The sequence below is a fragment of the Lentilactobacillus kisonensis DSM 19906 = JCM 15041 genome, assembly GCF_001434135.1.
Classification (GTDB): domain Bacteria; phylum Bacillota; class Bacilli; order Lactobacillales; family Lactobacillaceae; genus Lentilactobacillus; species Lentilactobacillus kisonensis.
This window is the reverse complement of the sequence record NZ_AZEB01000010.1, coordinates 12273-33877: the sequence shown is the minus strand read 5'-3', so window position 1 is coordinate 33877 and position 21605 is coordinate 12273. Positions and strand designations below refer to the sequence as shown.

The following is a 21605-nucleotide window of genomic DNA, read 5'->3' as shown; positions in this document are numbered from 1 at the left end:
AATGCGATTATTAGCGATTAACGGTAGTTCCCGAAAGCCCAGCAATTCAGGGTTAATGATTCAAAGATTGTTAACTGGCGTGGCACATACCGGCATTGATTTAGCTGATTATCAAATCAACGAAATTGTTGATCAACGGCACACGGGTAGAAAATGGCAGGTCGATCATGATGATTATCAGTCATTGGTTAGCAAACTAGTTGCTGCTGACCTGGTTGTTTTTGCAACTCCAATATACTGGTATGGGGTCTCTGGTTTACTCAAGAATTTCATTGATCGATGGTCTGAAAGCCTGGCGACTGATAAAGATTTTAAGGTCAAGATGATGGGTAAACGAATCATCATATTGCTGGTTGGAAGTGACGATCCGCGGGTAAAGGGCCAACCAATCATCGCCGAATTCCATTACATTTGTGATTTTTTGGGTTGGAAATTCACCGCATCAGTAATTGCCAACGGTCACCGGCCGTTGGATGTTGTGGAAGATGGTCGGGCAATGGCAACACTTGGGCGATTAAATCAGCGGCTGCAAACAATCAACCAGGAAATGGGGGAGTTAGATGAAAGCACTCTATTTTAATGAATTTGGGAATTCCTCAGTTTTGAAGTATGGGCAAGTTGCTGATCCCAAATCGACGAATCACGATTTGTTAGTTCAAACGGCCTTCATTGGTTTGAACTTCGCTGATATTTACCGGCGCCGAGGTGATTACCAGATTAAAAAGCATGCCCCATATATTAATGGATACGAAGCGGCGGGGACAGTTGTTAAGGTTGGTAATGCCGTTGAAAATTGGACGGTTGGTGAGCGGGTTCTGTTCGTTGACGTCCCTTTGGCGAACGCTGAGTTAGTCGCAATCCCAGTTGAAAAAGCGATTAAAATTCCTAGCGACTTAACCACTAAAATGGCTGCCACAATTGGCCTGCAAGGATTAACCGCTGATTTCTTGGCCCACGATCTTGTTCGCAGTCATCCTGGAGATAACGCCTTTATTCATGGGATTAGTGGTGGCGTCGGCCAACTATTGGCCCAAATTCTCATGGCAGATGGGGTGAATGTATTTGGTTCAGTATCTACCAAAGCCAAGCAGCAAGTCGCACTTAAGCATGGTGCCAGCAAGGTTTACTTAAGGGTGCCGGGATGGCATCAGAAACTAGAATCGGATTTTGACGCTGTGTTTGATGGGATTGGCAGCACGGTGCCGTTGAGTTTAAAGCTTGCAAAACGCAGAGGAACGGTGGTCTTCTTTGGCATAGCTGGTGGTAATCCACCTAAGATTGACTTGCTAGATGTGATGGGAAAGTCGCAAACTTTGGCTACTGGGGATTTGTGGGATTATCTAACTAGCGCCAAAGAGCGGCAAAGACGTAGTTCCCGCCTATTTGCATACGTTCAGCGGGGATTGGTCAAACCAGTTGAACCAACCATTTTTGACTTAGACCAAGGAAAGCAAGCCTATGATTATCTTGAATCTGGGAAAAGTGTGGGAAAGGTTTTACTGACACCTGAAGATTAACGTTAGTCGTTTTCTAAAAGGTGGTTAAAAATCCTAAGAACTTTATAAGAAGTTGTTAATTGATACCTCTAATTCATAACTATGCCCATAATGTAATTAGTTCATAACATTACAGGACAGCTACGCAGAGCAATAATCGGCGTGTAGGCACCTTCTACAAAAATTCTAGAACCAGGAATTTTCCTCGAAGGAAACTTACACTTTGATTATTAACCGCTCTGCTCCGCTCACTTTTTAGGGGAGAATTATAATGAAATCGCATCATAGGTTATTATTCGTTTTAGGAATTCTGGGGATAATTATTGTTGCTGGTGTCCTTATCAAGACAAGTCTAAGCTCGGATAGTACGCCAACGCCAATTGCGGCAGTTAAGCAGGGTGTGGCACCGAATAAAGTGTTTGAGTCGTATAAGTATCCTTACCGATTAAGGATTCTACGCCGAACTGCTCGGCTATATTCGAAGCCTGCGGGGACTGCAGGGGAAAAGTACTTAGGCACCGTTCGTACGAATCATCTTAAGGATAACGTGATGGGGGAGTCTCGCAAGGATCTTAATAACCATAAGTGGAAAGGGTACATTTCCTTCTCGCAAAATGGCAATCAATACTGGATCAGTGCGCAAAACGTTCGGTTTCGTGACCTGCAGCAGTTGAAGGAGGCTAATCTTAAAGTTGAAACCGCAATTTCGGCTGGGCTAAAGTTGGTCGGTAAGTCGAAATATGATTATGGTGGTGGCCGAACACTGAGCGATGTTCGCCATCACCAATTCGATTGCTCGTCATTTGTGAGGTATTGTTACTCAAAAGCAGGTGTCACACTTGGAAGCCTAGACAGTGTGACAACTTATAGCTTGGTAACAATGGGAACACCCGTTAAATTTCAAAACATGAAGCGCGGTGATATTTTCTTCTTCACTAATTCAAAGGGGCAAGTTAATTCGCACGTGGCAATTTATCTCGGGCAGAACCTCTTCTTACATGATCACGGCCAATCGGACACGGGCGGAGTTGGCATTTCAACCCTGAACGCCCCTGCCTGGCGCAAAGAAACGAATGGGATTGTGCGGCGCTTAGTATAAAATAGGGTGAAGCAGGCTTGTTGATAAAGGAACAAATATTAGTATCAACTACCTGTTTTGAATGACTTGAAGAAACTAAAAAGCGCAAACCAAGATATTGGTTTGCACTTTTTATTAAAGGATCAACTTTAATTTGGAACACTTATGCTAGTTAGCAAACTAAATACTCAAGAAATCCTTCTGCTTAAATTCAGGATTTGGATAGTGGTAGAAGCCTTCTCCAGACTCCATCCCCAGCTTGCCTTCATCAAGCAGCTTCTTTAGTGCATCTGCAAGGGGTTGGGTATTGGCTTCTGGATGAGCTTGGGCTTCTGCCAAAGTAATATTGTAAGCCGTTCGAATACCAACGACATCTAGAATGGCAAATGGTCCCATTGGTGCACCAGTGGCCGCCATCCAAGTTCGATCAATCATTTGTGGATCCGCAACGCCCTTTACCCAAAGGTCCTCACCAGCACTCAGTAGTGGAATTAATAAGGAGTTCAGGATATAACCAGGCTGCTCTTTTTTCAATTGAATTGGGATCATACCGATGTTACGGGCAAAATCAACAATTTCTTGATAAATGGCGGGGTCAGTTTTCGGCGATCCCATAATTTCAGCCGTATTGTTCAACCAAACTTGGTTGGCAAAGTGCATGTTCAAGAATTGGGCTGGCCGGCCAGTATCTTCCATGAACATACTTGGCACTAATGTCGATGAGTTACTTGTAAAGATGGCTTCTTTAGGTGCAAATTTAGCAATTTTTTCGTAGAAGTCCTTTTTAATGTCTGGTCGTTCCGGAATGGCTTCAATAACTAAGTCAGCGTCAGAGACAGCCTGCTGTAAGTCCCAGCTGTAACCGATATTGGCGAGCCCCTTTTCAAACTCGGCATCGGTGGCGGCAATATCGGTTTTATACGCATGTCGCAGGCCCCTGATTCGATCTTTAGCCTTGTTAATTGCGTCCTCATTAATATCATAAACAGTGACGTTAAATCCCTTAAAAGCAGCTTGAAAGGCAATTTGACTACCCAACACACCACTACCGGCAACCGTTACGTTTTTAATTGTCATAATGAAATCCCCCTTAGAATAAATGAAAGCGGTTACGTATACACCATTATTATAAATTAGCAGGAGGTAAAAGCAAACATTGTGAATGACAATTATTCCGATTCACTTAATGAAAAGAAAACCAAATACAAACAAGGTGCACAACTGAGGGTCAATTGGACTACTGTTGTCCCGAAAGCGGCACGTGGATTTGAGCGGTCTAATTGGTTGCTTTTACCCCCGATTCGGCTTATATTGACCGCAAATAAGGGGTGATAATGATGTTTAATTGGGAAACATTTGAGCCAGAAGAATATGGCCGCATTGAGGAACCGCGATTTGTTGATTTAACGGAACGCAGCTACCTGACAGCTGAAGGAGACGCCGCTGAGCATACGGATGACGCTAACTTTTTGAGGTTGGCAAGTGCTGCTGCCCAAGTTGCCAAGACGATTAGTGGTGGGCCAGACAATGACATTCCGGTTTCGGGATTTAAAGCCTACGTTCCCTATCCAGTTCAGGCAGTATGGACGGCTAAAGACGGTGGTGGTGAACACTTTAAAATTTGGATCAAGCAACCGTTATTTATTGATGAAAAGGCGTTTGCGGCCGCAATGACCAAAACCAATTTTGATAACTTCGACGAGGATGAACTTCACTTTGAACATCTAGCCGAGGGCATTGAAATCCAAACAATTAACCAAGGACCGGTAACACTAGATGCGCCAGCACTAAAAAGACTCACCGATGCAATTAAGGATAATGGCTATGAGCGGGTTCACGATAATCAACACCGGGAAGTCTATATTGATGGCTTGCCATTGGATAATGACAAAGTGGTATTGGTAAGATTGGAAATTAATTCGATGGGAAAATTGTTGCCGGGGGTGGTACACAATTAGAGTGCGAAACCAAGCGGTTAGAGACTGGAATCTAAGGAGCTTTCAGCTTAAACCCTGGGCTTGGGTTTGAGTTGGAAGTTCCTTAGATGCAAGTCTCTGCTTGGCTTCGCACGTTTCCACTATGCTGCCGAAAATCCTGGGCTTGGATTTTGGGCTAAGGTAGTCTAGGTGCAGGCTTTTGCTTTGCGGAGCGATCCCAATCTATGTAAAAAGAGAACAGAACACCGTCAATTCATTTCAAAATTTATAAAGCAAAATAATAGCAATCAACCCAGTAAAAAGACCCAGACGACCTATTTAACTATATGTCGTGTGGGTCTTTTTGTAGCGTCAACCAATTTTGAAATTGAACTATCACCAATTAATTGTTTGCGTAATTATTTCTGTCACGATTTTCTACAATTATCTTAGAATCATATTTGCAATTTCGTAAAACCGTGTTATTGTGTATTAGTAAGATATAACACTAGGGAGGTAGCACAATGAAGTTTGATGACAAAATTCCAATTTATTATCAAATCAAAAATTATATTTACGGGCGGATCATCACCGGTAAGCTTGTTCCGGGAGAAAAGATTCCGGCTGTCCGGCAGCTGGCGGTTGACTTAACGGTTAATGTCAACACCGTTCAGCGAGCGCTAAGTGAATTGATTTCAGAAGGAATTCTTGAGTCCAAGCGGGGATTGGGGAACTTTGTAACGGAGGATCAAGCAGCCATTAATCAAGTTCGCCACAAGATGATTATGGAACAATTGCACGCAATGTATGAAAACTTACACAATTTAAACGTGACTGATGATGAAATCGTGCAGTACTTAAGACAATATATAAAAGACAGGAGGACTAATAAAGATGACCAACACAATTGAGATTTCAAACCTTACTTATCATAAGAACTACAAAAGTATTTTAGAAGACATTAATTTAAACATTGAACAAGGTAAAACGGTCGGCTTGCTTGGTGAAAATGGGGCTGGGAAAACGACGTTGATGCGCCTAATTGCCGGGCTTGCTAAGGGGGCCCACGGAACAATTAAGATTGCTGGCCAAGATGCCGTTGCGGCTAAAAAAGCGGTGGTTAGCTTCAGTGAACAGCTTGATGGTTTTAACCCCAGCATCCGAATTGAAAAGATTATTAGCTTTTACGAAGACGTTTATCCTGACTTTTCGGTGGATCGATACAACCAGGTTGCCGGTTTTCTTCAAATCGATGAAGGGCTGCGGTTATCAGCTCTTTCAAAAGGGATGAAGGAGAAATTAGTAATTGGGTTGACCCTATCGAGAGATACAAAGGTTTATCTGTTAGACGAACCCTTTGGCGGAATTGATAGTATGAGCCGCAAGAAGATTATTCAAAGCATCATTAAATGGAAAGCACCGGATGCTGTGATTGTGGTTTCCGATCACTATGTTTCCGAAATTTCGAGTATTTTAGATGAAGTGGTCATTATTAAGGATCGTCGAATTTATACCCAAAAGAGCGCTGAGGAGATTCGTTCCCAGTACGCGGAAGGTATTGAACAGTATTACGAAAGTATTTATGAAGGGAATGATATGGATGACTAGTTTCATGAGTATAACTAAAGCGCTGTCGCGTCCCAAGATTTCGATCATTAACCGAATCTTAATTGTCGACGTGTTAGCAATTATTTTGACGATTCTCTTTGAAGTGTATAAGGGAACATTGAGCGGAATGGACCCGCTAGCAATTACGTTCTCGTATTCGGTAATCGCCAGCTTTGTGGCGTTTATCCTGTTGGCAAGAAACGTCGAACATACCTATGTCAACAGTTCTTACCGATTGATTCCAGCCAGTGATACAAAGTTATATTCTGCGGGGATGTTATCTGCCTTGGTAGGGATGGTTTATCTAGGATTATCCCAAATTGGGTTAGCACTCGTTACTTCGGCCCTGGATTTCCCGGAGATCAGTAGGCAAGTCCGGCGAATCTTTTCGGAAACCTATCAAAATTCCGATAAATCCAGCTTTGGGATGAATATTTTTGTCATCATTACGGGTTCAATTCTGCTTACCATTGCGCTGGCATTGTTTTTCTGGGCAACGATTAGCTTAATTCACCTGATTGGGAATTCACTCACTAACTTCCTGCCAGATGCCCGCCAAAAATTTTTCCGATTTATTTTATATGTCGTTGTCATCGTTGGGTTCCTGTATTTTTCTACTTATACGATAGAACTTGTGAATGGGTTCTTGCACCACTTCCATGACTTGGTTAATTACTCTTCTAATGTTTACTTTGAAGTTTACTTTGCGAGTGTTTACATTCTGGCACTAGCCATTGTTGAATCAGCTATTAGCATTTATTTGCTTAAAAACTGGGTGGAAACCGATAACTAGAAACTGAGCGGTTTTTAAAATTAAGTTATGTCATTTTAGTTTTCTGCAGAAATAATATGGAGATGATTTGATGCTTCAAGTTAATCATATTAATACCTTTATTGGCAGAAAGAAAATTGTTAAAGACGTTTCGTTTCGAGTTAACCCCGGCTCGATTGTTGGTCTGATTGGGCCTAATGGGGCTGGTAAAACCACAATCATGAAAACGATTTTAGGGTTGACCAAGTTTACTGGCAAGATTTCAGTTGAAAACAAGTCAGTTACCGAGAACGACCACGGTGCGTTAACCCGAGTCGGCGCACTGATTGAACATCCTGCTATTTATCCGTTTCTAACCGGTCTGGAAAATCTCAAATTATATTCGCTTGATGAGGCTGATATGAATCATGTGGTTTCGCTCCTAGGAATGACTTCTTATATCAATAATAAGTCAAAAGATTATTCAATGGGGATGAAGCAGAAACTGGGGATTGCGATTGCGTTATTGAATAAACCGCAACTGGTTATTCTGGATGAACCAATGAACGGCCTGGATATTGAAGCCACAATTTTGATTCGGAAGATTATCAAGCAGTATGCGGCTCAGGGATCGGCTTTTCTGATTTCTAGTCATGTACTAGGTGAATTGCAAAAAGTCATGACCAATGTGTTACTGATTACTGAGGGCAAGATTATTGTTGATCAACCGATTGATGAGTTCAACCGGGTTAGTCACCAGCAATTCCGGTTATTAACCGAAGATATGCCAGCTACTGAGAAACTTTTCAGGGATAATCGAATTCCGATTACCAAGACAGATAATTATCTACTGATTGCACGGGACCAGTCGTATCCAGTTCAAGATATCCTCTATTCTCATCACATCCGGTTATTGGAATTATCACCACAGGGCTTGAACTTCGAACAGACAATTGTCAGCTTGCTTGAACAGCAAAGAAGGCAGAATCATGAAAAATAGTTTAAAGCAGGAGTTTTTCAAATTCAGCCATCAACGAATTCCGCTGTATGGCGTGATTGCGTTGTTTGTTTTGATGTTATATTCAGCCGTCTCCAAATCAGGGGTTAGCCGTGGCATTGTCGCTCAGGGATTTGGTGCTGGGCAATGGGTCACCATTATCATGATCACCATTGCATCGACGTTTATGGCGATGGAGTATCAGAACCGGACCATTATGACGTTGTTTTATAAAAGCTCGCATAAAGCATATATTTACACTGCTAAAATGCTTGTCATTATTCTCTATGGACTTGCTTTGATGGTTTTGAGCTTTCTAATAACTGTTATTTTTAAAGCCTTATTTGTTGGTAACCGTTATCAGTGGACAACTTCATTCAAGCATTCAGATCTCATTAATGCGCTGTTAATGAGCTTAACAGGCAGTTTCATTTATATATTATTTATTGTTACCTTAGCGTTCTTCTTGATTTCTTGGATTAAGAACAATCCGGCAGTTGTGGGCATCGGATTGGCAATTATCTTCTTGGGAGCAGCGTTTTCAAGCGTCATTATGGGAAATTTTCCTAGTCTCATTCCGCTACTCAAATGGAATCCACTTAATATGATATATGTAATTAATCAACTGATGATTCCCGGTTACTTTAGTAAGATTTCCTATTTGAGCACTGATCAGATTATCATTGCCAACATCGCTTATATGATTATTTTTAGTGTGTTCGGGTACTTAATCTTTAAAAAACGACGAGTATAATTGTTTAGATGGATAGAAGGAAGATAATAATGAGGACTAATTTATATCGGGAGTTTTATAAATTTAGTCATAAAAAGGTTACTTGGTTTGCCCCGCTGCTGGTTTTGTTTTTGATGGTTGCGTTTGGATTTGCTACGGGAAAAGACCAACCACAGTTATTGGCAATGACTTGTTATGGCTCTAGTGAAGGAATTCTATTGACGTTGATTATTGTCGTTTCGAGTATCTTTTCGATGGAGTTTCAAAACCATGCGATTCTAACGGTTCTGTATAAATCACCTAGTAAGCATTACGTTTATTTAGCAAAATTAATTGTTGCGTTAGGATACAATCTCATTCTCCACTTGGGCGCGATACTCCTTACATTTGTTTTGACGTTGACCGGCATTGCGAAACCAATATCCTGGCTGGCAGTTTATCAGTATCACCAACCGTTGATAATCAATATGTTGACAACCAGTAGCGTAGACTTCATTACAGCAACGCTATTGATTAGCATCATTTTTCTGACATCTTGCTTAATTAATTCTAATGCCGTTGTTGTTACACTTAACATGGTGATTATTTTTGTGGGAAATGATATTTCGTATAACTTTTTGCTTCAAAATGCACATTTAGCCGATTTCGCTAGGTGGAATCCTTTCAATATGCTTGATCTTACCAAGCAGTATTATAATCAGGCGATGATTCAGGCGACTAGTTTAACGACCTTCCAATTAATAATTGGCGCTTCAACATATGTTTTGGCCTTTTTGATGACCGGCTATCTCGTTTTCAGAAAAAAGCGTTTCTAAAATGGTGAATCAAGGGCTAACTTGTGCAAACTGACGTAGCATTTTAAAAAGCTGTTCAGCTAGATACTAAGCAGCTTTTTAAGTATCTATCATTGTGATTAATCAATTATCTAATCCAATTCTTGCGAAGTATTCCAATCTTAGCACTGGTCAAATTATTATTGGTACCTAGTTTACGCGGTTATCTCTATGATTGCTGGTGACATTTTGTTCAAAAGTAGATGGGTATAGTGGTTATTGAACATAGGAAGGTGAGCGTTATGAGTAAGAGTTTATACCGAGAGTTTTATAAATTTCGCCATGAGAAGTTTACGTGGATTGCCCCTCTGTTATTATTAATTTTTATGATTGCAATTAGTGGTTACATATCCGCCCGGTTCTTGGCGGTAACGACTTGTGATTCAACTGACGCAATTACAATTTTATTAGTGATTATGGGTGCAACGATGTTTTCGATGGAGTTTCAAAACAATGCTATTTTGACGTTGCTTTATAAGTCTAGAAGAGCAATGGCTGTTTACTTAAATAAGTTTATAATAATTTTTGTTTACGATCTGATCCTACACGTTTTGGCGATTGTTTTTACCTTTACTTTAGCGGCGACAATGAGACCAGTTTCTTGGTTATCAATCTATCAGTATCATCAACCATTAGTGGTTAATATGTTTTTAACCACCGGGGTTGATATTATCACGTCGATGCTGATTATTAGTATTGTGTTTATGATATCAACCATTATCAATTCAAATGCAGTGGTGGTGACCCTTAGTATAGCGGTGGTATTCTTTGGTGAGTATATTTCAAGTAGTTTGTTAGCAAATCATTCATTGTTAACTGCCTGGGTTAAATGGAATCCATTAAATATGACTATGTTGACACATCAATATGTTTATTATGCAGGATATCATGAAACAACGTTATTGACGGATCCACAGATTACAATGGGGGCACTTACCTATATTTTAGTATTCTTTGCATTGGGTTACCTGATTTTTAGAAAAAAACGTTTCTAAAAATACAAACTCAATATTATTCAAAAACTGTTCAGCTAGCTACTGAACAGTTCTTTTAGTATCTACCATGTGAAAGGTGAAGGATAGTTGGGAGAATGGTAAAATTTACTTATTAGGTCTAATTCTGGCTAGGTTACTTGATTTTAAGTAATCTAAGCTAATACATAGTCACAAACCCAGGTTTCTGGTTTCCAAAATAGTTATTGTTGTAAAGACATTAAATCAGTTATAAACGTTGATATATCAGTAAAGCTCTAAAGGAAAGCTTGTCGGATCATATTTTCGGAATTATGTTTAGGGGGATCAAGATGAACGATATTCATTTTGCTCAAAAGCTTAAGAAAACAAGAAGTGATTTGGCGATCACCCAGCAACAATTAGCTGACCAACTCCATGTTTCAAGGAAGACGGTTTCTGGTTGGGAGACTGGCCGTAATCGACCAGACATTGATATGCTTCGGCAAATGGCCAAGATTTACCACATCTCAATTGATGAGTTGGTATCTGATGCGAAGGCGTCTGAACATCAGCAAATATCAATAGCTAAACCAATTTCACCAGCGCTTCGAATAACCAGGACTTCACTGGATATTATTTTAGCGATGCTAATAACTGGAAGATTCACACAAAGCCCTACTTACTATCAGGGATTTATACCGGTTGATTGGTTATTTGTTTTTGCACTAGGATTGAGATTGTTCGTGAGTCGCTGGGGACTAAAAGTGATTCATTCCTTACGATCGCCGATATTTTTGAGTGTTTATTCTCTGTTCGTAGTTATTTCGCTGTATAGTGCCTTTACGAATTTGTTAGATATGGGTTTGAATCTTCAGTATATATCAACTGTTGTTGGGGTCATTGGTATAGTGAACATTATTACGATTCTAATACTACAAAAGATGGCAAGTAATCGAAAGCCATAACGAGTCACGAACGTTAATCGCAGATAAGTAAATCCTTCTTATAAGTTCATTCTTGTTTTCCGTAGCTAATATGACAATCTGAATTGAATTCAGGACTGACATTTACTAACTATGGGGATGATTTAATGCTTAAAATTAGTCATATTAATACCTTTATTGGCAGAAAGAAAATCATCAAAGACGTTTCGTTTCAAGCTAACCCCGGGTCCATTGTTGGCTTAATTGGTCCCAATGGCGCCGGTAAAACGACGATTATGAAAACGATTTTAGGGTTAACTAAGTTTACCGGTAATATTTCGGTTGAAGATAAATCGGTCACTGAAAATGACCACGCAGCGTTAACTCGGGTTGGCGCGTTAATTGAACACCCGGCAATTTACCCGTTCTTAACTGGACTGGAAAACTTAAAATTGTATTCGCTGGATGAAACTGATATGAACCACGTGTTTTCGCTCCTAAAGATGGATTCTTATATTAACACTAAATCAAAGGATTATTCGATGGGGATGAAACAAAAGTTAGGGATTGCAATTGCACTATTAAACAAGCCCCAACTGATCATCCTCGACGAGCCAATGAATGGTCTTGACATTGAAGCGACGATTTTAATTCGTCAGATCATTAAGCAATACGCCGCTCAAGGATCTGCCTTTTTGATTTCCAGCCATGTGTTGGGTGAATTACAAAAGGTCATGACCAACGTGTTATTAATTACTGAGGGCAAGATTATTGTCGATCAGCCAATTGATGAATTCAACCGGGTTAGTCACAAGCAGTACCGGGTATTAACTGAGGACATGCCAACGACCGAGAAATTGTTTGCCGCTAACCAGGTTCCAGTTACCAAATCAGATGAGTATCTATTGATACCGAGGGAGCTCTCATATCAAGTTCAAGATTTGCTTTATGATCATCATATTAGGTTGATCGAACTGTCACCGCAGGGATTGAATTTTGAGCAAACCATTGTCAGCTTGCTTGAACAGCAAAGAAGGCAGAATCATGAAAAATAGTTTAAAGCAGGAGTTTTTCAAATTCAGCCATCAACGAATTCCGCTGTATGGCGTGATTGCGTTGTTTGTTTTGATGTTATATTCAGCCGTCTCCAAGTCAGGGGTTAGCCGTGGCATTGTCGCGCAGGGATTTGGTGCCGGCCAATGGGTCACCATTATCATGATTACGATTGCTTCTACATTTATGGCGATGGAGTATCAGAACCGAACCATTATGACGTTGTTCTATAAAAGCTCAAATAAGTCATTTATCTATTTTGCCAAACTGATCGTGATCACCCTCTATGGCGTTTCGTTGCTACTGTTGGGAATTGTTTTAACGTTTATTCTAAAAATGGTGATGGTTGGCAATCGGTATAGCTGGCTGGCCAACTATAATCAGCATCCGTTATGGGCTGATTTGCTTCTGAACATTTTGGGTACCCTCGTTTATCTGATCTTCATCATTACATTAGCATTCTTTTTAATTGCGTTAATTAAAGTGAACGCTGCCGTTGTCGGCGTTGGCTTGGCAGTGATCTTCTTAGGTGCGGACCTGTCAGCACTTGTGATGAGTGGCTTGCCCGCCATTGCTTCGATCGTTAAATGGAATCCGTTAAATATGATTTTTGTGATTAATCAATTTACAAATGCAATCTATGTAAAGGTTTCTGGTTTAAGTGATTTCCAACTTGTAGCTGCGAACACCGTTTATGCCATCATCTTCATTGTTGTAGGTGATGTTTTATTTAAAAATAGGCGAGTTTAGCGGTTATCGGAAGGGAAGGTGAATAGGATGCAAAAAAGTTTATACCGAGAATTTTATAAGTTTACTCATAAGAAACTAACATGGTTTGCGCCATTGTTATTATTGGCCTTTATGGGCGCGTTTATTGCTTATCCCACGGCAAGGTTACTGGCAATGTTGACGTACGATTCTGGGGATGTCATTACGGTTATTTTAGTGATTGTGGGTTCAACGATGTTTTCGATGGAATTTCAAAACCATGCGATTCTGACATTGTTGTATCGATCACCGAGGAAGCTTGATGTCTACTTTGCGAAGTTAATTACCATCTTTGTCTATGATATTATCCTTCACGTGATTGCGATTATCTTTACCCTTATTGTGGCCTCAACAATTAAGCCAGTTTCTTGGTCTGCGGTATATCGATATCATCAGCCACTAATCGTGAACATGTTTTCGCTGGTGGGAGTAGACCTGGTAACCTCTATGTTAATCATTAGCTTAATTTTCCTGATTTCAACGATTATTAATTCAAACGCAATCGTCGTAACGCTTAGTTTGGCCATTGTGTTCTTTGGTGAAGGGATTTCAGCTGACTTGATGAATAACAACTCACCATTAGCTTCCCTTGCTAAGTGGAATCCGTTTAATATGTACATGGCAACTTTACAGTACGGTAATTACCCAGAATATCATGCAACGACATTACTAACGAACCCGCAAATTATCACCGGGGCCTTAGCTTACATCATGATATTCTTTGTAGCGGGTTACCTGGTCTTCAGAAAGAAACGTTTCTAAAACCGCAAACTAAAAACCAAGGTTAGCGAACAATCACAAACTCAACAATCAAAAAGGGTTCAGCCAACCGCTGGACTCTTTTTTAATCCCTCAAAACTACGGTATGATAGGTAAAAGAGTCCTTATCAAATAAATTGTTAGTGTTTCACTCAAAATGGTGGTTAAGTAAAATTGAAGCAGGACAGAGGAGTTGATGGCGATGGCTGAAACGATTGGGCAACGGATTAAACAGAAACGTGAAGTACTTGGATTGACCCAGAGCGAGGTGGCCGAGAAATTGTTTGTGACCCAGCAAACGGTTGCTCGCTGGGAAGGTGACAAGCACCTGCCGCCAATTACCGCGCTGGAAGATCTTGCCAAGCTCTTTGACGTTGAACCGGCTTACTTTTTCGGAGGTGACAAGGTCGTGATGCACAAATTTAATTTCTTTGCTTTCTTTGGCAGCATGGTATTTAACCTACTGTTCTTTTGGATGGTTGCCATTTCCATTGTGACCTTCTTATTGACAAATTGGGCAATGATCTTTGGTGGCCTCATTGCGCCGCTTGCGATTGGTTACCAAGCTGTTTACGGCATTCGCCAGTTTGAATGGTCGCGATTTGGCGTTGCCTGTCTGTTTACCATTATCGCCATTGTTGTCCTGCCAATTTGGTGGAAGTTTAACACCTATATTTGGCGCATGCTAAAAGCCTACTATCGCTATAACGTTAATTCGTTTTTCTATGAGGTAACGCCAGTCGATAAGCAGGCGAAGAAGTGATGCGTGATGGAAAAGAGTGAATGACATGAATGAACAAGTAATTGATGTGAATCATATCGTGAAACGAGTGGCGACTAATGGCAGTCAAAAGCCGTTAGAAATCTTACACGGCATTTCCTTGCAGGCTAATGCCGGTGAGTTCTTAAGTATCGTCGGGCCATCTGGGGCGGGGAAATCCACTTTACTTAGCGTGATGTCTGGTCTTTCCAAACCAACGAGTGGCGAGGTGCATTTGCTAGGAACCGATCCCTATCAATTACGTGCCAGCAAGGCTGCTGAGTTTCGCCGCAATCAGGTTGGCTTTATTTTCCAGAACTATAATTTAATTCCAGCGCTACCAGCGTTTGATAACATCGTCTTGCCATTGCGGCTGGCCCACAAAAAGGTAGACCCCCAGAAGGTTGAGACGTTGCTAAAGAAACTCAACTTTGCTGCCAACCCCAATAACTTTGTCTCAAGCCTCTCCGGGGGTGAGCAGCAGAAAGTCGCCATTGCCCGGGTGTTGGTGGCCAACAGCCGGATTATCTTCGCGGACGAACCAACCGGAGCGCTGGATAGCGTTTCCCGCCAGATTATTTTTGGCCTGTTGCGTCATTTAACGAAACAGGGGATCTGTATTGTCATGGTCACCCATGATATTGAAATGGCGGCTGCGACCGATAAGGCAATCACGTTGCGGGATGGGCGTTTGGAAAAGGTTCTTAACCAGCCAACTGCCAAAGCTCTTTTCCAAGTTCTGAATGAGGAAGGGAGATAATCAACATGCTTCGGATTACGTGGTTACAATTTAAGCATTCCCTAAAGAATTGGCTATTAACGCTGTTGCTTTTCGTGGTAACGGGCTTCTTAACCGGAACGTGTTTGAACGCAATTTTTACCATTAGAGACCACTTCCCTAATTTACCAAAAGAGCTAAACCCAAGCGCTGTGTTTGAGTACCCGCTGATTTTTGGTTTAGTAACGATCCTAATTGTTTCCAGTGGGGTCGTTAAGTTAATTATTAACGGGGCGAGGAGGGAATACACCCTATGGACGATCTTAGGGGCTAATCCCCAGCAGCTGTCTGGGTTGATTGGGGGGCAATTGGCCCTGATTGGGGCGCTTGGAAGCTTGATTGGGTTTGTGCTGGCGGTACCGGGGATGGTGCCACTGAATACGTGGCTAATCATTTCGTTTGGCCTTAAGTCGTTTTTTCAAAAGGTTGGGGTTTTTCCATTTGAATTTTCAGTTACGGCATGTTTGCTGACAGTGGGATTTATGGCAGTTACTTCTGGGGTAGCTGGGTATTTACACGCTCATAAATTGTTTGCTCACGGTCAAAATGAGATTCTAACAACGGCAAAGCCCCGGTCTCTACGCCAACTAATTAGCCACTGGCTGGTGGTGATTGTCAGTTCAGTTGGGCTAGTCTTCGTGTATGGGGACTCCCTGATCATCACACCCCAAGCTCGGCATTATCTTCGAGCGGGTAATTTTCACGAAGCCGGGAAGGCCTATATTCCTAATTTACTGTTAATTGTGTTGCTGTCGATCATTTTATTTACGGCAATTGCCCGGCTGATTTTGCCATGGTTAATTAAGCTATGGACGATTATGTTGCCGAAAAGAACCTCGTCAGCAGTCAATACCGCATTTTGGAGCACGACGTTTGATAAAGATTACCTGGCTTCACTAATCTCGCCGTTGGTGGCCGGTTCATTTATGTTAACCGGGATTACCTATATTGCCTCTGACATCACGAACTTTGGGACGAATCAAGAAGCGGCGGCCAACACCGCGGCGTCAATTATTAGTTTTGTGGGGACGCCCCTGCTCATTATCTTGGCAAATGTGTTGACCATTACCATTATGACGAATGCTCGCAAACGAGCGGATTTAACCCAACTTTCTGTGTTGGGATTTACGCCGCAAAATTTAATTAACGAAAAATGGCAGGAAGCGTTTATTTATGCAACGACCTTTCTAATCTGCGCCGTCATTAGCAATATCCCGCTGTACCTGGTTGTCACGCATTTGGTAATTGCGACGCATAATGCCGTTACGCTACCATGGACTGCTATCTTCATCTGGCCGGTTTGGCTATGGCCAGTGATCATGATTTTTATTGCGGTGGTGGGGGTCATTCAAGTACGGTATGTGGCAGTCAAAACTTATAATTATGAGACAAATTGTTAGGATTATTACTAATTTGGTAGTTAAATGAAGGTGAGTGAACTTAACAGATTTGTTATATCGGAAATAATGATCTGGGCTGGCGTTACGATAATTATTAACCGACACGGTAATGTGGTGGTTGATTGGAAAGTGGTGAGTGGCATGAGTAAACAAGTGATTGATATTCAAAACATCACCAAGAAAGTGGCAACTGGTGGCAGGCAAACCAACTTGGAAATCTTACACGGCGTTTCCTTAACGGCAAATGAGGGCGAATTTTTAAGTATCGTGGGGCCCTCTGGTTCGGGGAAATCGACCTTACTACATTGTATGTCTGGCTTGTCTAAGCCAACCTCTGGATTAGTTGAGGTGCTTGGGGTTGACCCTTACAAGTTACGGCCATCTAAAGCGGCAACGTTTCGCCGTACTCAAGTTGGGTTCATCTTTCAGTCGTACAACTTAGTTCCGGCATTGACGGCATTTGATAACATCGTGCTGCCATTGCGGTTAGCTCACAAAAAATTCGACAGGGATCAGATTGACCAGTTATTAAAAAAGATCAATTTCAACACGAATCCAAACAACTTTATTGCTAACCTATCTGGTGGTGAACAACAGAAGGTTGCCATCGCCCGGGTGCTTGTTTCTAATTGCCGGGTAATCTTCGCTGACGAACCAACTGGCGCCTTAGATTCAGTTTCTGGCAAAATTATCTTCGGCCTGCTACGTGATTTGACGAAGCAAGGGGTTTGCGTTGTGATGGTCACCCATGATATTGAAATGGCGGCTAGAACGGATCGGGCCATTACGCTACGGGATGGTCAGCTACGGAAAATTTTGACTAAGCCTAACGCGCAAGAGCTGTTCGATGCCTTGAACGATGAAAAGAAGTGATCGCCATGATTAAGATGATCTGGTTACAATTTAAATACTCGTGGAAATCTTGGCTGGGTGCTAGTGTCCTCTTTATCATTGCCAGTATTTTAATGGGGATGAGCTTTACCGGCCTCATTACCTTTGCAATGATGAATCAAGCAGCCCTTGGACCGCATAATCCAACCCCCGTCTTTATCTTCCCAGCTATTTTTGGCCTGGCAACGTTGTTTATGGTTCTAAGCGGAGTTGTGAGATTAATCGTTCAAAACTTAAGTCGGGAATACGTTCAGTGGGAGATTCTTGGGGCTAATCCGCGCCAGTTATCGGCCATCATTGGCGGTCAAGTTGGGTTAGTTGGTGCGATGAGTGCAGTGATTGGGTATTTAGTTTCAATCCCAGCAGTCAGTTCCCTTTATGCTTGGGCTCAGGGATTGGTAGGGAAATCCTGGTTTCCAAATGGTCACCTAACGTTTTCTTGGCTGGCGTTTCTAACAACCGTTTTATCAATGGCGATGATCAGCGGTGGTGCCGGGTTTGCCCATTCACACAGATTGTTTGCGAATGCTCGGAATGAAATGCTTAATTTTAAACGAAGTAGTAACCGGCCCTATTCGTTGGTACGCGTGTTGGTTGTTGCGGTTTCTGGTATCTTTTTGATACTGGGTTATCGAAGCGCATTAACGGTATCTCCGTTGATTAAGCGAACGGTTCAAAATGGCTATCACTTGGCGGCCATTGCTGAATACGTTGGGCCGTTGATGGAAATCCTGTTTTGGGGGATCGTTTTCTTTGCGGCGATTACGCCGATTGTTTTGCCGTTGGTAATCAAACTATGGACAGTAATTTTGCCAAGGAAGCGCAATGCAAACGCGAACCTGGCTTATCGAAACACGTTATTGAATCACAATTATGCCTCGTCTCTGATTGGTCCATTATTTGGCGGATCATTTCTGTTAACTGGGATGATGTATCTAACGACGACTTTTCCTGGAAATGGTAACAAGAATCAATTTATTGATGCCATTTTATCGTTTGTCTTTTATCTGGGCGCGCCACTTATTGTGATTTTAGCCAACGTACTCACCATCACAATGATTGTTAGCAAGCAACAAGCCGGCGAGTTGAACTTAATGTCTTTACTGGGATTTACGACCGCAGATTTATTCGCAGAGCGGGTGTGGGAATCTATCATTTACTCAGTTACTTTCTTAATTTGTGCAGTGCTGGGGAATCTGCCCCTTTATTTGACCGTCAAACAAATCGTCATTAATACGCATAATGTTCGCCAGTTATCGATTGCTTCCAGCTGGTACTGGCCGTTGTGGTTATTTGGAGTAATGCTGATCTTTATTGTGTTGGTGGATGCCTGGCAGGTTTGGCGATTCACGAGGAATCTTCAGGAGGAGGTATAAAAGTATGATTATTTGCCAAATACACACTAAATGTGTATGATAAGGTTATAATATACTAAGAGGGTGACCCTAATGCCTATGAAACCGCGTCAAATGATCAAGCTTCTTAAAGAAAACGGCTTTATTGAGAAATCGCAAAACGGATCATCCCATCTTAAAATGTTTAACCCACTAACGAGAAAAACAGTAATGATTCCCATACATGCTAAAGAATTAGGTAAGGGTTTAGAAAATGCAATATTGAAAGAGTCAGGACTGAAAAGCCATGATAATTAATACAATATCGCTTTTGTGAGGAGGCTACATGATGGAGAAGGACGTAGTTATTTATCCAGTTATTCTAAAAACTGATAACGATTATATTTTTGTCCGGGTTCCTGACTTGGAGGGTGGATATACTCAAGGCAATAATATCGTGGACGCAATTGAAATGGCAGAAGATTTAATCGGTAATTTGCTTGAAGATAAAAGAGATTATCCTAAACCGTCTGAACCAAATGCAGTTCATCTTACGAAAGATGAGAAGCTAGCTTATGTTTCTGTAGATCTTGCAGCCTTTCGGCGGAAGTACTCACCAACTATTAGAAAAAACGTGACGATTCCTGAGTACCTTAATAATATTGCCAAAGAACAAAAGACGAATGTGTCTCAAGTACTTACTGAAGCGCTGAAAACAAAGTTTGGTGTGTAGTAGTGGATTTGGAAACTTAGGATTATGTTAAATGATTTATTAATAGATATAGAAAAAGCAAGTAACTAGCATGTTATCTCTAAATGAATTGCTAAATATTTGCTTTTTTCTTAGTTATGAAAGTCTAAAATCATCATATGAAAAGGAATTTTATTTTGAATATTGGTCTAAAAGTGAGTAGTTGATTATTGTTTTACTAGTTTTTCCCATTCCGACCGTAAGATACCATATTTGACTGAATCATAATAGTGGCCTTGCCAGTACCTCACTTGTCGGATGCGGCCTTCGAGGGTCATGCCAACCTGATCGCCGAGGGCCATCATGCGTTTGTTGCCAGACCAAGTGGTGAAGCCGATGTGTGGCAGTTTAGTAACGTCACTGAATAGGTGGTTCAGCCACTGTTGTAAGGCCGTTTGCCCAATGTGGTTGCCCCAGAGATGATCGTTATAGATGGTGATGCCAATATCTAGCCAACGCTTTAAAGCGCCATCGTCAAAATAGGCAAAGAGCGCGCCGACTAGGTTACCGTTAAATGTAATCACCCACCGATAGTCGTTACCGAGCCAATCGTTAGGACCGATGATGGTCGTGAAGGCCCTTTTTGAAGGAAGCTTGTCGTGAAAGTAAGGGCCATTCCATTTTGTCCATTCAGCGTTAGGATTGCTAAAGGCTAGTTGCCAGAATGTTTCTAATTCGTCAGGACGTAATGGCCTAATTTTAATATGATTGGTTGTCATGAAGGCACCTCGAATTTCCTTTAAACATAGCATTGCCATAGTTAGAAGTCAAAACGCAAACTGGCTTAAATCTGGTTACCGATATTTAGCTAGGGCCTGGTGGATTAGCCTGCCTAGATTCTTTGCTAGGTAGTTGGTGCCATTGGGCGTTAAGCTAGCATTACATAAAAGAGAGGGGAACAACCAGATGAGATTTGGTGATCGACTGAAACAAGAACGTGTTAAACGTGAATTAACCCAAAAGGAAGTTGCTGGGCACCTAAATGTGTCGCGGCAAACGATCTCAAGTTGGGAAACCGAGAACAGTTATCCTGACATTGACAGCTTGATTGCAATCAGTGACTATTATCAAATCTCACTGGACGTTCTCTTGAAGGAGGATGTCGGTATGAAAGAGTATTTGAAGAAACAGGAAGTCTTGGATTGGATTAAACCGGTGCGAATTGGAGCAGTTACCATTGATTTTGTTTTCCTGGGTAGCTTGTTATTTGTTCATCACGCTGGGATTGCTGGGGCATTGCTATTGCTAGTAGCCCTGATTAACCTTTTAGTTCTAATGCGAATCAATCGATTGGTCGAGGAATTAACTGGCAAATCTAAATTAGAGCGGTGGCCGAATAATCGAAAATTAGTCTGGCCGTTGGTTATTATTTTAAGTGTTATTGCAATTATTAGCTGGTATTTTAACCGCCAAACGGCTGGAGAAATTATTCCGGTCACTATGGGGCTATGGTTAGGTGTGTTATTGATTGAGGCTGTTTATTGGAGTCGAAGGCGTAGGGGCACGTTGTGATTTGAGATAAGAATTGAATTTCCAATAAGAATGATGCTTGACAAAATTATTGACTTTGTACATAATAGTAATCGTTACTGTTTGAGAATATCGCAAATGAATTTTTAAAAGGTGTTTTTAGGAATTGTATTAGGACAGCTGCACAAAGCAGGGATCTGCGCGTAAGCACCTCTAACAAAAATCCCCAAACCCGGAATTTTCGTTAGAGGAAACTTACACTCCGATCCCTAACCGCTTTGCTCCGCTCACTTTATTTAGGATAGCTGCATCAGGCAGAAACCTACACGTAAGCACCTTGGAGAAAAATTCCA

25 protein-coding genes are annotated in these 21605 nt (G+C 41.5%); 23 read left to right on the top strand and 2 right to left on the bottom strand.

Features of this window, described 5'->3' with window-relative positions; all coding sequences use genetic code 11:
* Position 1: 1 nt before the first annotated feature.
* The 3 genes from FC98_RS06680 to FC98_RS06670 all read left to right on the top strand — a co-directional run bounded on the left by FC98_RS06680 (position 2) and on the right by FC98_RS06670 (position 2595).
* Positions 2-580, top strand: coding sequence for a flavodoxin family protein (locus FC98_RS06680; RefSeq protein WP_050806264.1), 579 nt, complete (start codon positions 2-4; stop codon positions 578-580).
* Positions 561-1517 (top strand): zinc-binding dehydrogenase, encoded by a 957-nt coding sequence (locus FC98_RS06675; RefSeq protein WP_054654875.1) that lies wholly within the window; start codon positions 561-563, stop codon positions 1515-1517. Before FC98_RS06680 ends, FC98_RS06675 begins: the two co-directional genes overlap by 20 nt.
* Positions 1518-1767: 250 nt before the next feature.
* Positions 1768-2595: a C40 family peptidase gene (locus tag FC98_RS06670; RefSeq protein ID WP_008856515.1), complete on the top strand. Its 828-nt coding sequence runs from the start codon at positions 1768-1770 to the stop codon at positions 2593-2595.
* A 159-nt stretch (positions 2596-2754) separates the two neighbouring features.
* On the opposite strand, the gene FC98_RS06665 is transcribed toward FC98_RS06670, so the two are convergent.
* Positions 2755-3651: a 3-hydroxyacyl-CoA dehydrogenase gene (locus FC98_RS06665; RefSeq protein WP_056949343.1), complete on the bottom strand. Its 897-nt coding sequence runs from the start codon at positions 3649-3651 to the stop codon at positions 2755-2757.
* Positions 3652-3908: 257 nt separating this feature from the next.
* On the opposite strand from FC98_RS06665, the gene FC98_RS06660 reads away from it, so the two are divergent.
* From FC98_RS06660 to FC98_RS06570, 19 genes are all read left to right on the top strand, one after another.
* Positions 3909-4532 carry a hypothetical protein gene (locus FC98_RS06660; protein WP_008856519.1) on the top strand — a complete coding sequence of 208 codons (624 nt, stop codon included), beginning with the start codon at positions 3909-3911 and terminating at the stop codon, positions 4530-4532.
* A gap of 482 nt (positions 4533-5014) precedes the next feature.
* Positions 5015-5401: a GntR family transcriptional regulator gene (locus FC98_RS06655; protein ID WP_008856521.1), complete on the top strand. Its 387-nt coding sequence runs from the start codon at positions 5015-5017 to the stop codon at positions 5399-5401.
* Positions 5385-6098 carry an ATP-binding cassette domain-containing protein gene (locus FC98_RS06650; RefSeq protein WP_056949342.1) on the top strand — a complete coding sequence of 238 codons (714 nt, stop codon included), beginning with the start codon at positions 5385-5387 and terminating at the stop codon, positions 6096-6098. The genes FC98_RS06655 and FC98_RS06650 overlap by 17 nt, the downstream gene beginning before the upstream one ends.
* Before the next feature lie 4 nt (positions 6099-6102).
* On the top strand, positions 6103-6891 hold the full coding sequence (locus FC98_RS06645; protein ID WP_235803597.1) for an ABC transporter permease: 789 nt from the start codon (positions 6103-6105) through the stop codon (positions 6889-6891).
* 70 nt (positions 6892-6961) lie between these two features.
* Positions 6962-7849 (top strand): ABC transporter ATP-binding protein, encoded by an 888-nt coding sequence (locus FC98_RS06640; RefSeq protein ID WP_054654871.1) that lies wholly within the window; start codon positions 6962-6964, stop codon positions 7847-7849.
* Complete coding sequence (locus FC98_RS06635) at positions 7839-8600, top strand: ABC transporter permease (RefSeq protein ID WP_008856525.1); 762 nt, start codon at positions 7839-7841, stop codon at positions 8598-8600. The genes FC98_RS06640 and FC98_RS06635 overlap by 11 nt, the downstream gene beginning before the upstream one ends.
* Positions 8601-8629: 29 nt before the next feature.
* The gene (locus tag FC98_RS06630) at positions 8630-9394 is read left to right on the top strand and encodes an ABC transporter permease (RefSeq protein WP_040471352.1); all 765 of its coding nucleotides are present in this window, start codon (positions 8630-8632) and stop codon (positions 9392-9394) included.
* A gap of 260 nt (positions 9395-9654) precedes the next feature.
* Positions 9655-10407 (top strand): ABC-2 family transporter permease, encoded by a 753-nt coding sequence (locus tag FC98_RS06625; RefSeq protein ID WP_235803596.1) that lies wholly within the window; start codon positions 9655-9657, stop codon positions 10405-10407.
* Positions 10408-10715: 308 nt separating this feature from the next.
* The gene (locus FC98_RS06620; protein WP_155805110.1) at positions 10716-11330 is read left to right on the top strand and encodes a helix-turn-helix domain-containing protein; all 615 of its coding nucleotides are present in this window, start codon (positions 10716-10718) and stop codon (positions 11328-11330) included.
* Positions 11331-11455: 125 nt separating this feature from the next.
* Positions 11456-12343, top strand: coding sequence for an ABC transporter ATP-binding protein (locus tag FC98_RS06615; protein ID WP_054654865.1), 888 nt, complete (start codon positions 11456-11458; stop codon positions 12341-12343).
* The gene (locus FC98_RS06610; protein ID WP_054654863.1) at positions 12333-13091 is read left to right on the top strand and encodes an ABC transporter permease; all 759 of its coding nucleotides are present in this window, start codon (positions 12333-12335) and stop codon (positions 13089-13091) included. The genes FC98_RS06615 and FC98_RS06610 overlap by 11 nt, the downstream gene beginning before the upstream one ends.
* Before the next feature lie 27 nt (positions 13092-13118).
* Positions 13119-13871 (top strand): ABC transporter permease, encoded by a 753-nt coding sequence (locus FC98_RS06605; RefSeq protein ID WP_008856531.1) that lies wholly within the window; start codon positions 13119-13121, stop codon positions 13869-13871.
* Between the two features lie 199 nt (positions 13872-14070).
* Complete coding sequence (locus tag FC98_RS06600) at positions 14071-14631, top strand: helix-turn-helix domain-containing protein (RefSeq protein WP_054654859.1); 561 nt, start codon at positions 14071-14073, stop codon at positions 14629-14631.
* Between the two features lie 25 nt (positions 14632-14656).
* Positions 14657-15388 (top strand): ABC transporter ATP-binding protein, encoded by a 732-nt coding sequence (locus FC98_RS06595; RefSeq protein WP_054654857.1) that lies wholly within the window; start codon positions 14657-14659, stop codon positions 15386-15388.
* Positions 15389-15393: 5 nt separating this feature from the next.
* Positions 15394-16806 carry an ABC transporter permease family protein gene (locus FC98_RS06590; RefSeq protein WP_056949340.1) on the top strand — a complete coding sequence of 471 codons (1413 nt, stop codon included), beginning with the start codon at positions 15394-15396 and terminating at the stop codon, positions 16804-16806.
* A gap of 141 nt (positions 16807-16947) precedes the next feature.
* The gene (locus tag FC98_RS06585) at positions 16948-17679 is read left to right on the top strand and encodes an ABC transporter ATP-binding protein (protein WP_056949355.1); all 732 of its coding nucleotides are present in this window, start codon (positions 16948-16950) and stop codon (positions 17677-17679) included.
* 5 nt (positions 17680-17684) lie between these two features.
* Entirely contained in the window at positions 17685-19073 is a 1389-nt protein-coding gene (locus FC98_RS06580; RefSeq protein ID WP_235803595.1) for a hypothetical protein, read from the top strand.
* Between the two features lie 72 nt (positions 19074-19145).
* Positions 19146-19349 (top strand): type II toxin-antitoxin system HicA family toxin, encoded by a 204-nt coding sequence (locus FC98_RS06575; RefSeq protein ID WP_054654853.1) that lies wholly within the window; start codon positions 19146-19148, stop codon positions 19347-19349.
* Positions 19350-19377: 28 nt separating this feature from the next.
* Positions 19378-19764, top strand: coding sequence for a type II toxin-antitoxin system HicB family antitoxin (locus FC98_RS06570; RefSeq protein WP_008856537.1), 387 nt, complete (start codon positions 19378-19380; stop codon positions 19762-19764).
* A gap of 185 nt (positions 19765-19949) precedes the next feature.
* On the opposite strand, the gene FC98_RS06565 is transcribed toward FC98_RS06570, so the two are convergent.
* A complete protein-coding gene (locus FC98_RS06565; RefSeq protein ID WP_040471357.1) occupies positions 19950-20501 on the bottom strand; it encodes a GNAT family N-acetyltransferase in 552 nt (183 codons plus the stop codon).
* A 187-nt stretch (positions 20502-20688) separates the two neighbouring features.
* Here FC98_RS06565 and FC98_RS06560 point away from each other — a divergent pair, with 187 nt between their 5' ends.
* Positions 20689-21294, top strand: a complete 606-nt coding sequence (locus tag FC98_RS06560) for a helix-turn-helix domain-containing protein (protein WP_050806265.1) — start codon at positions 20689-20691, stop codon at positions 21292-21294.
* Positions 21295-21605: the final 311 nt, after the last annotated feature.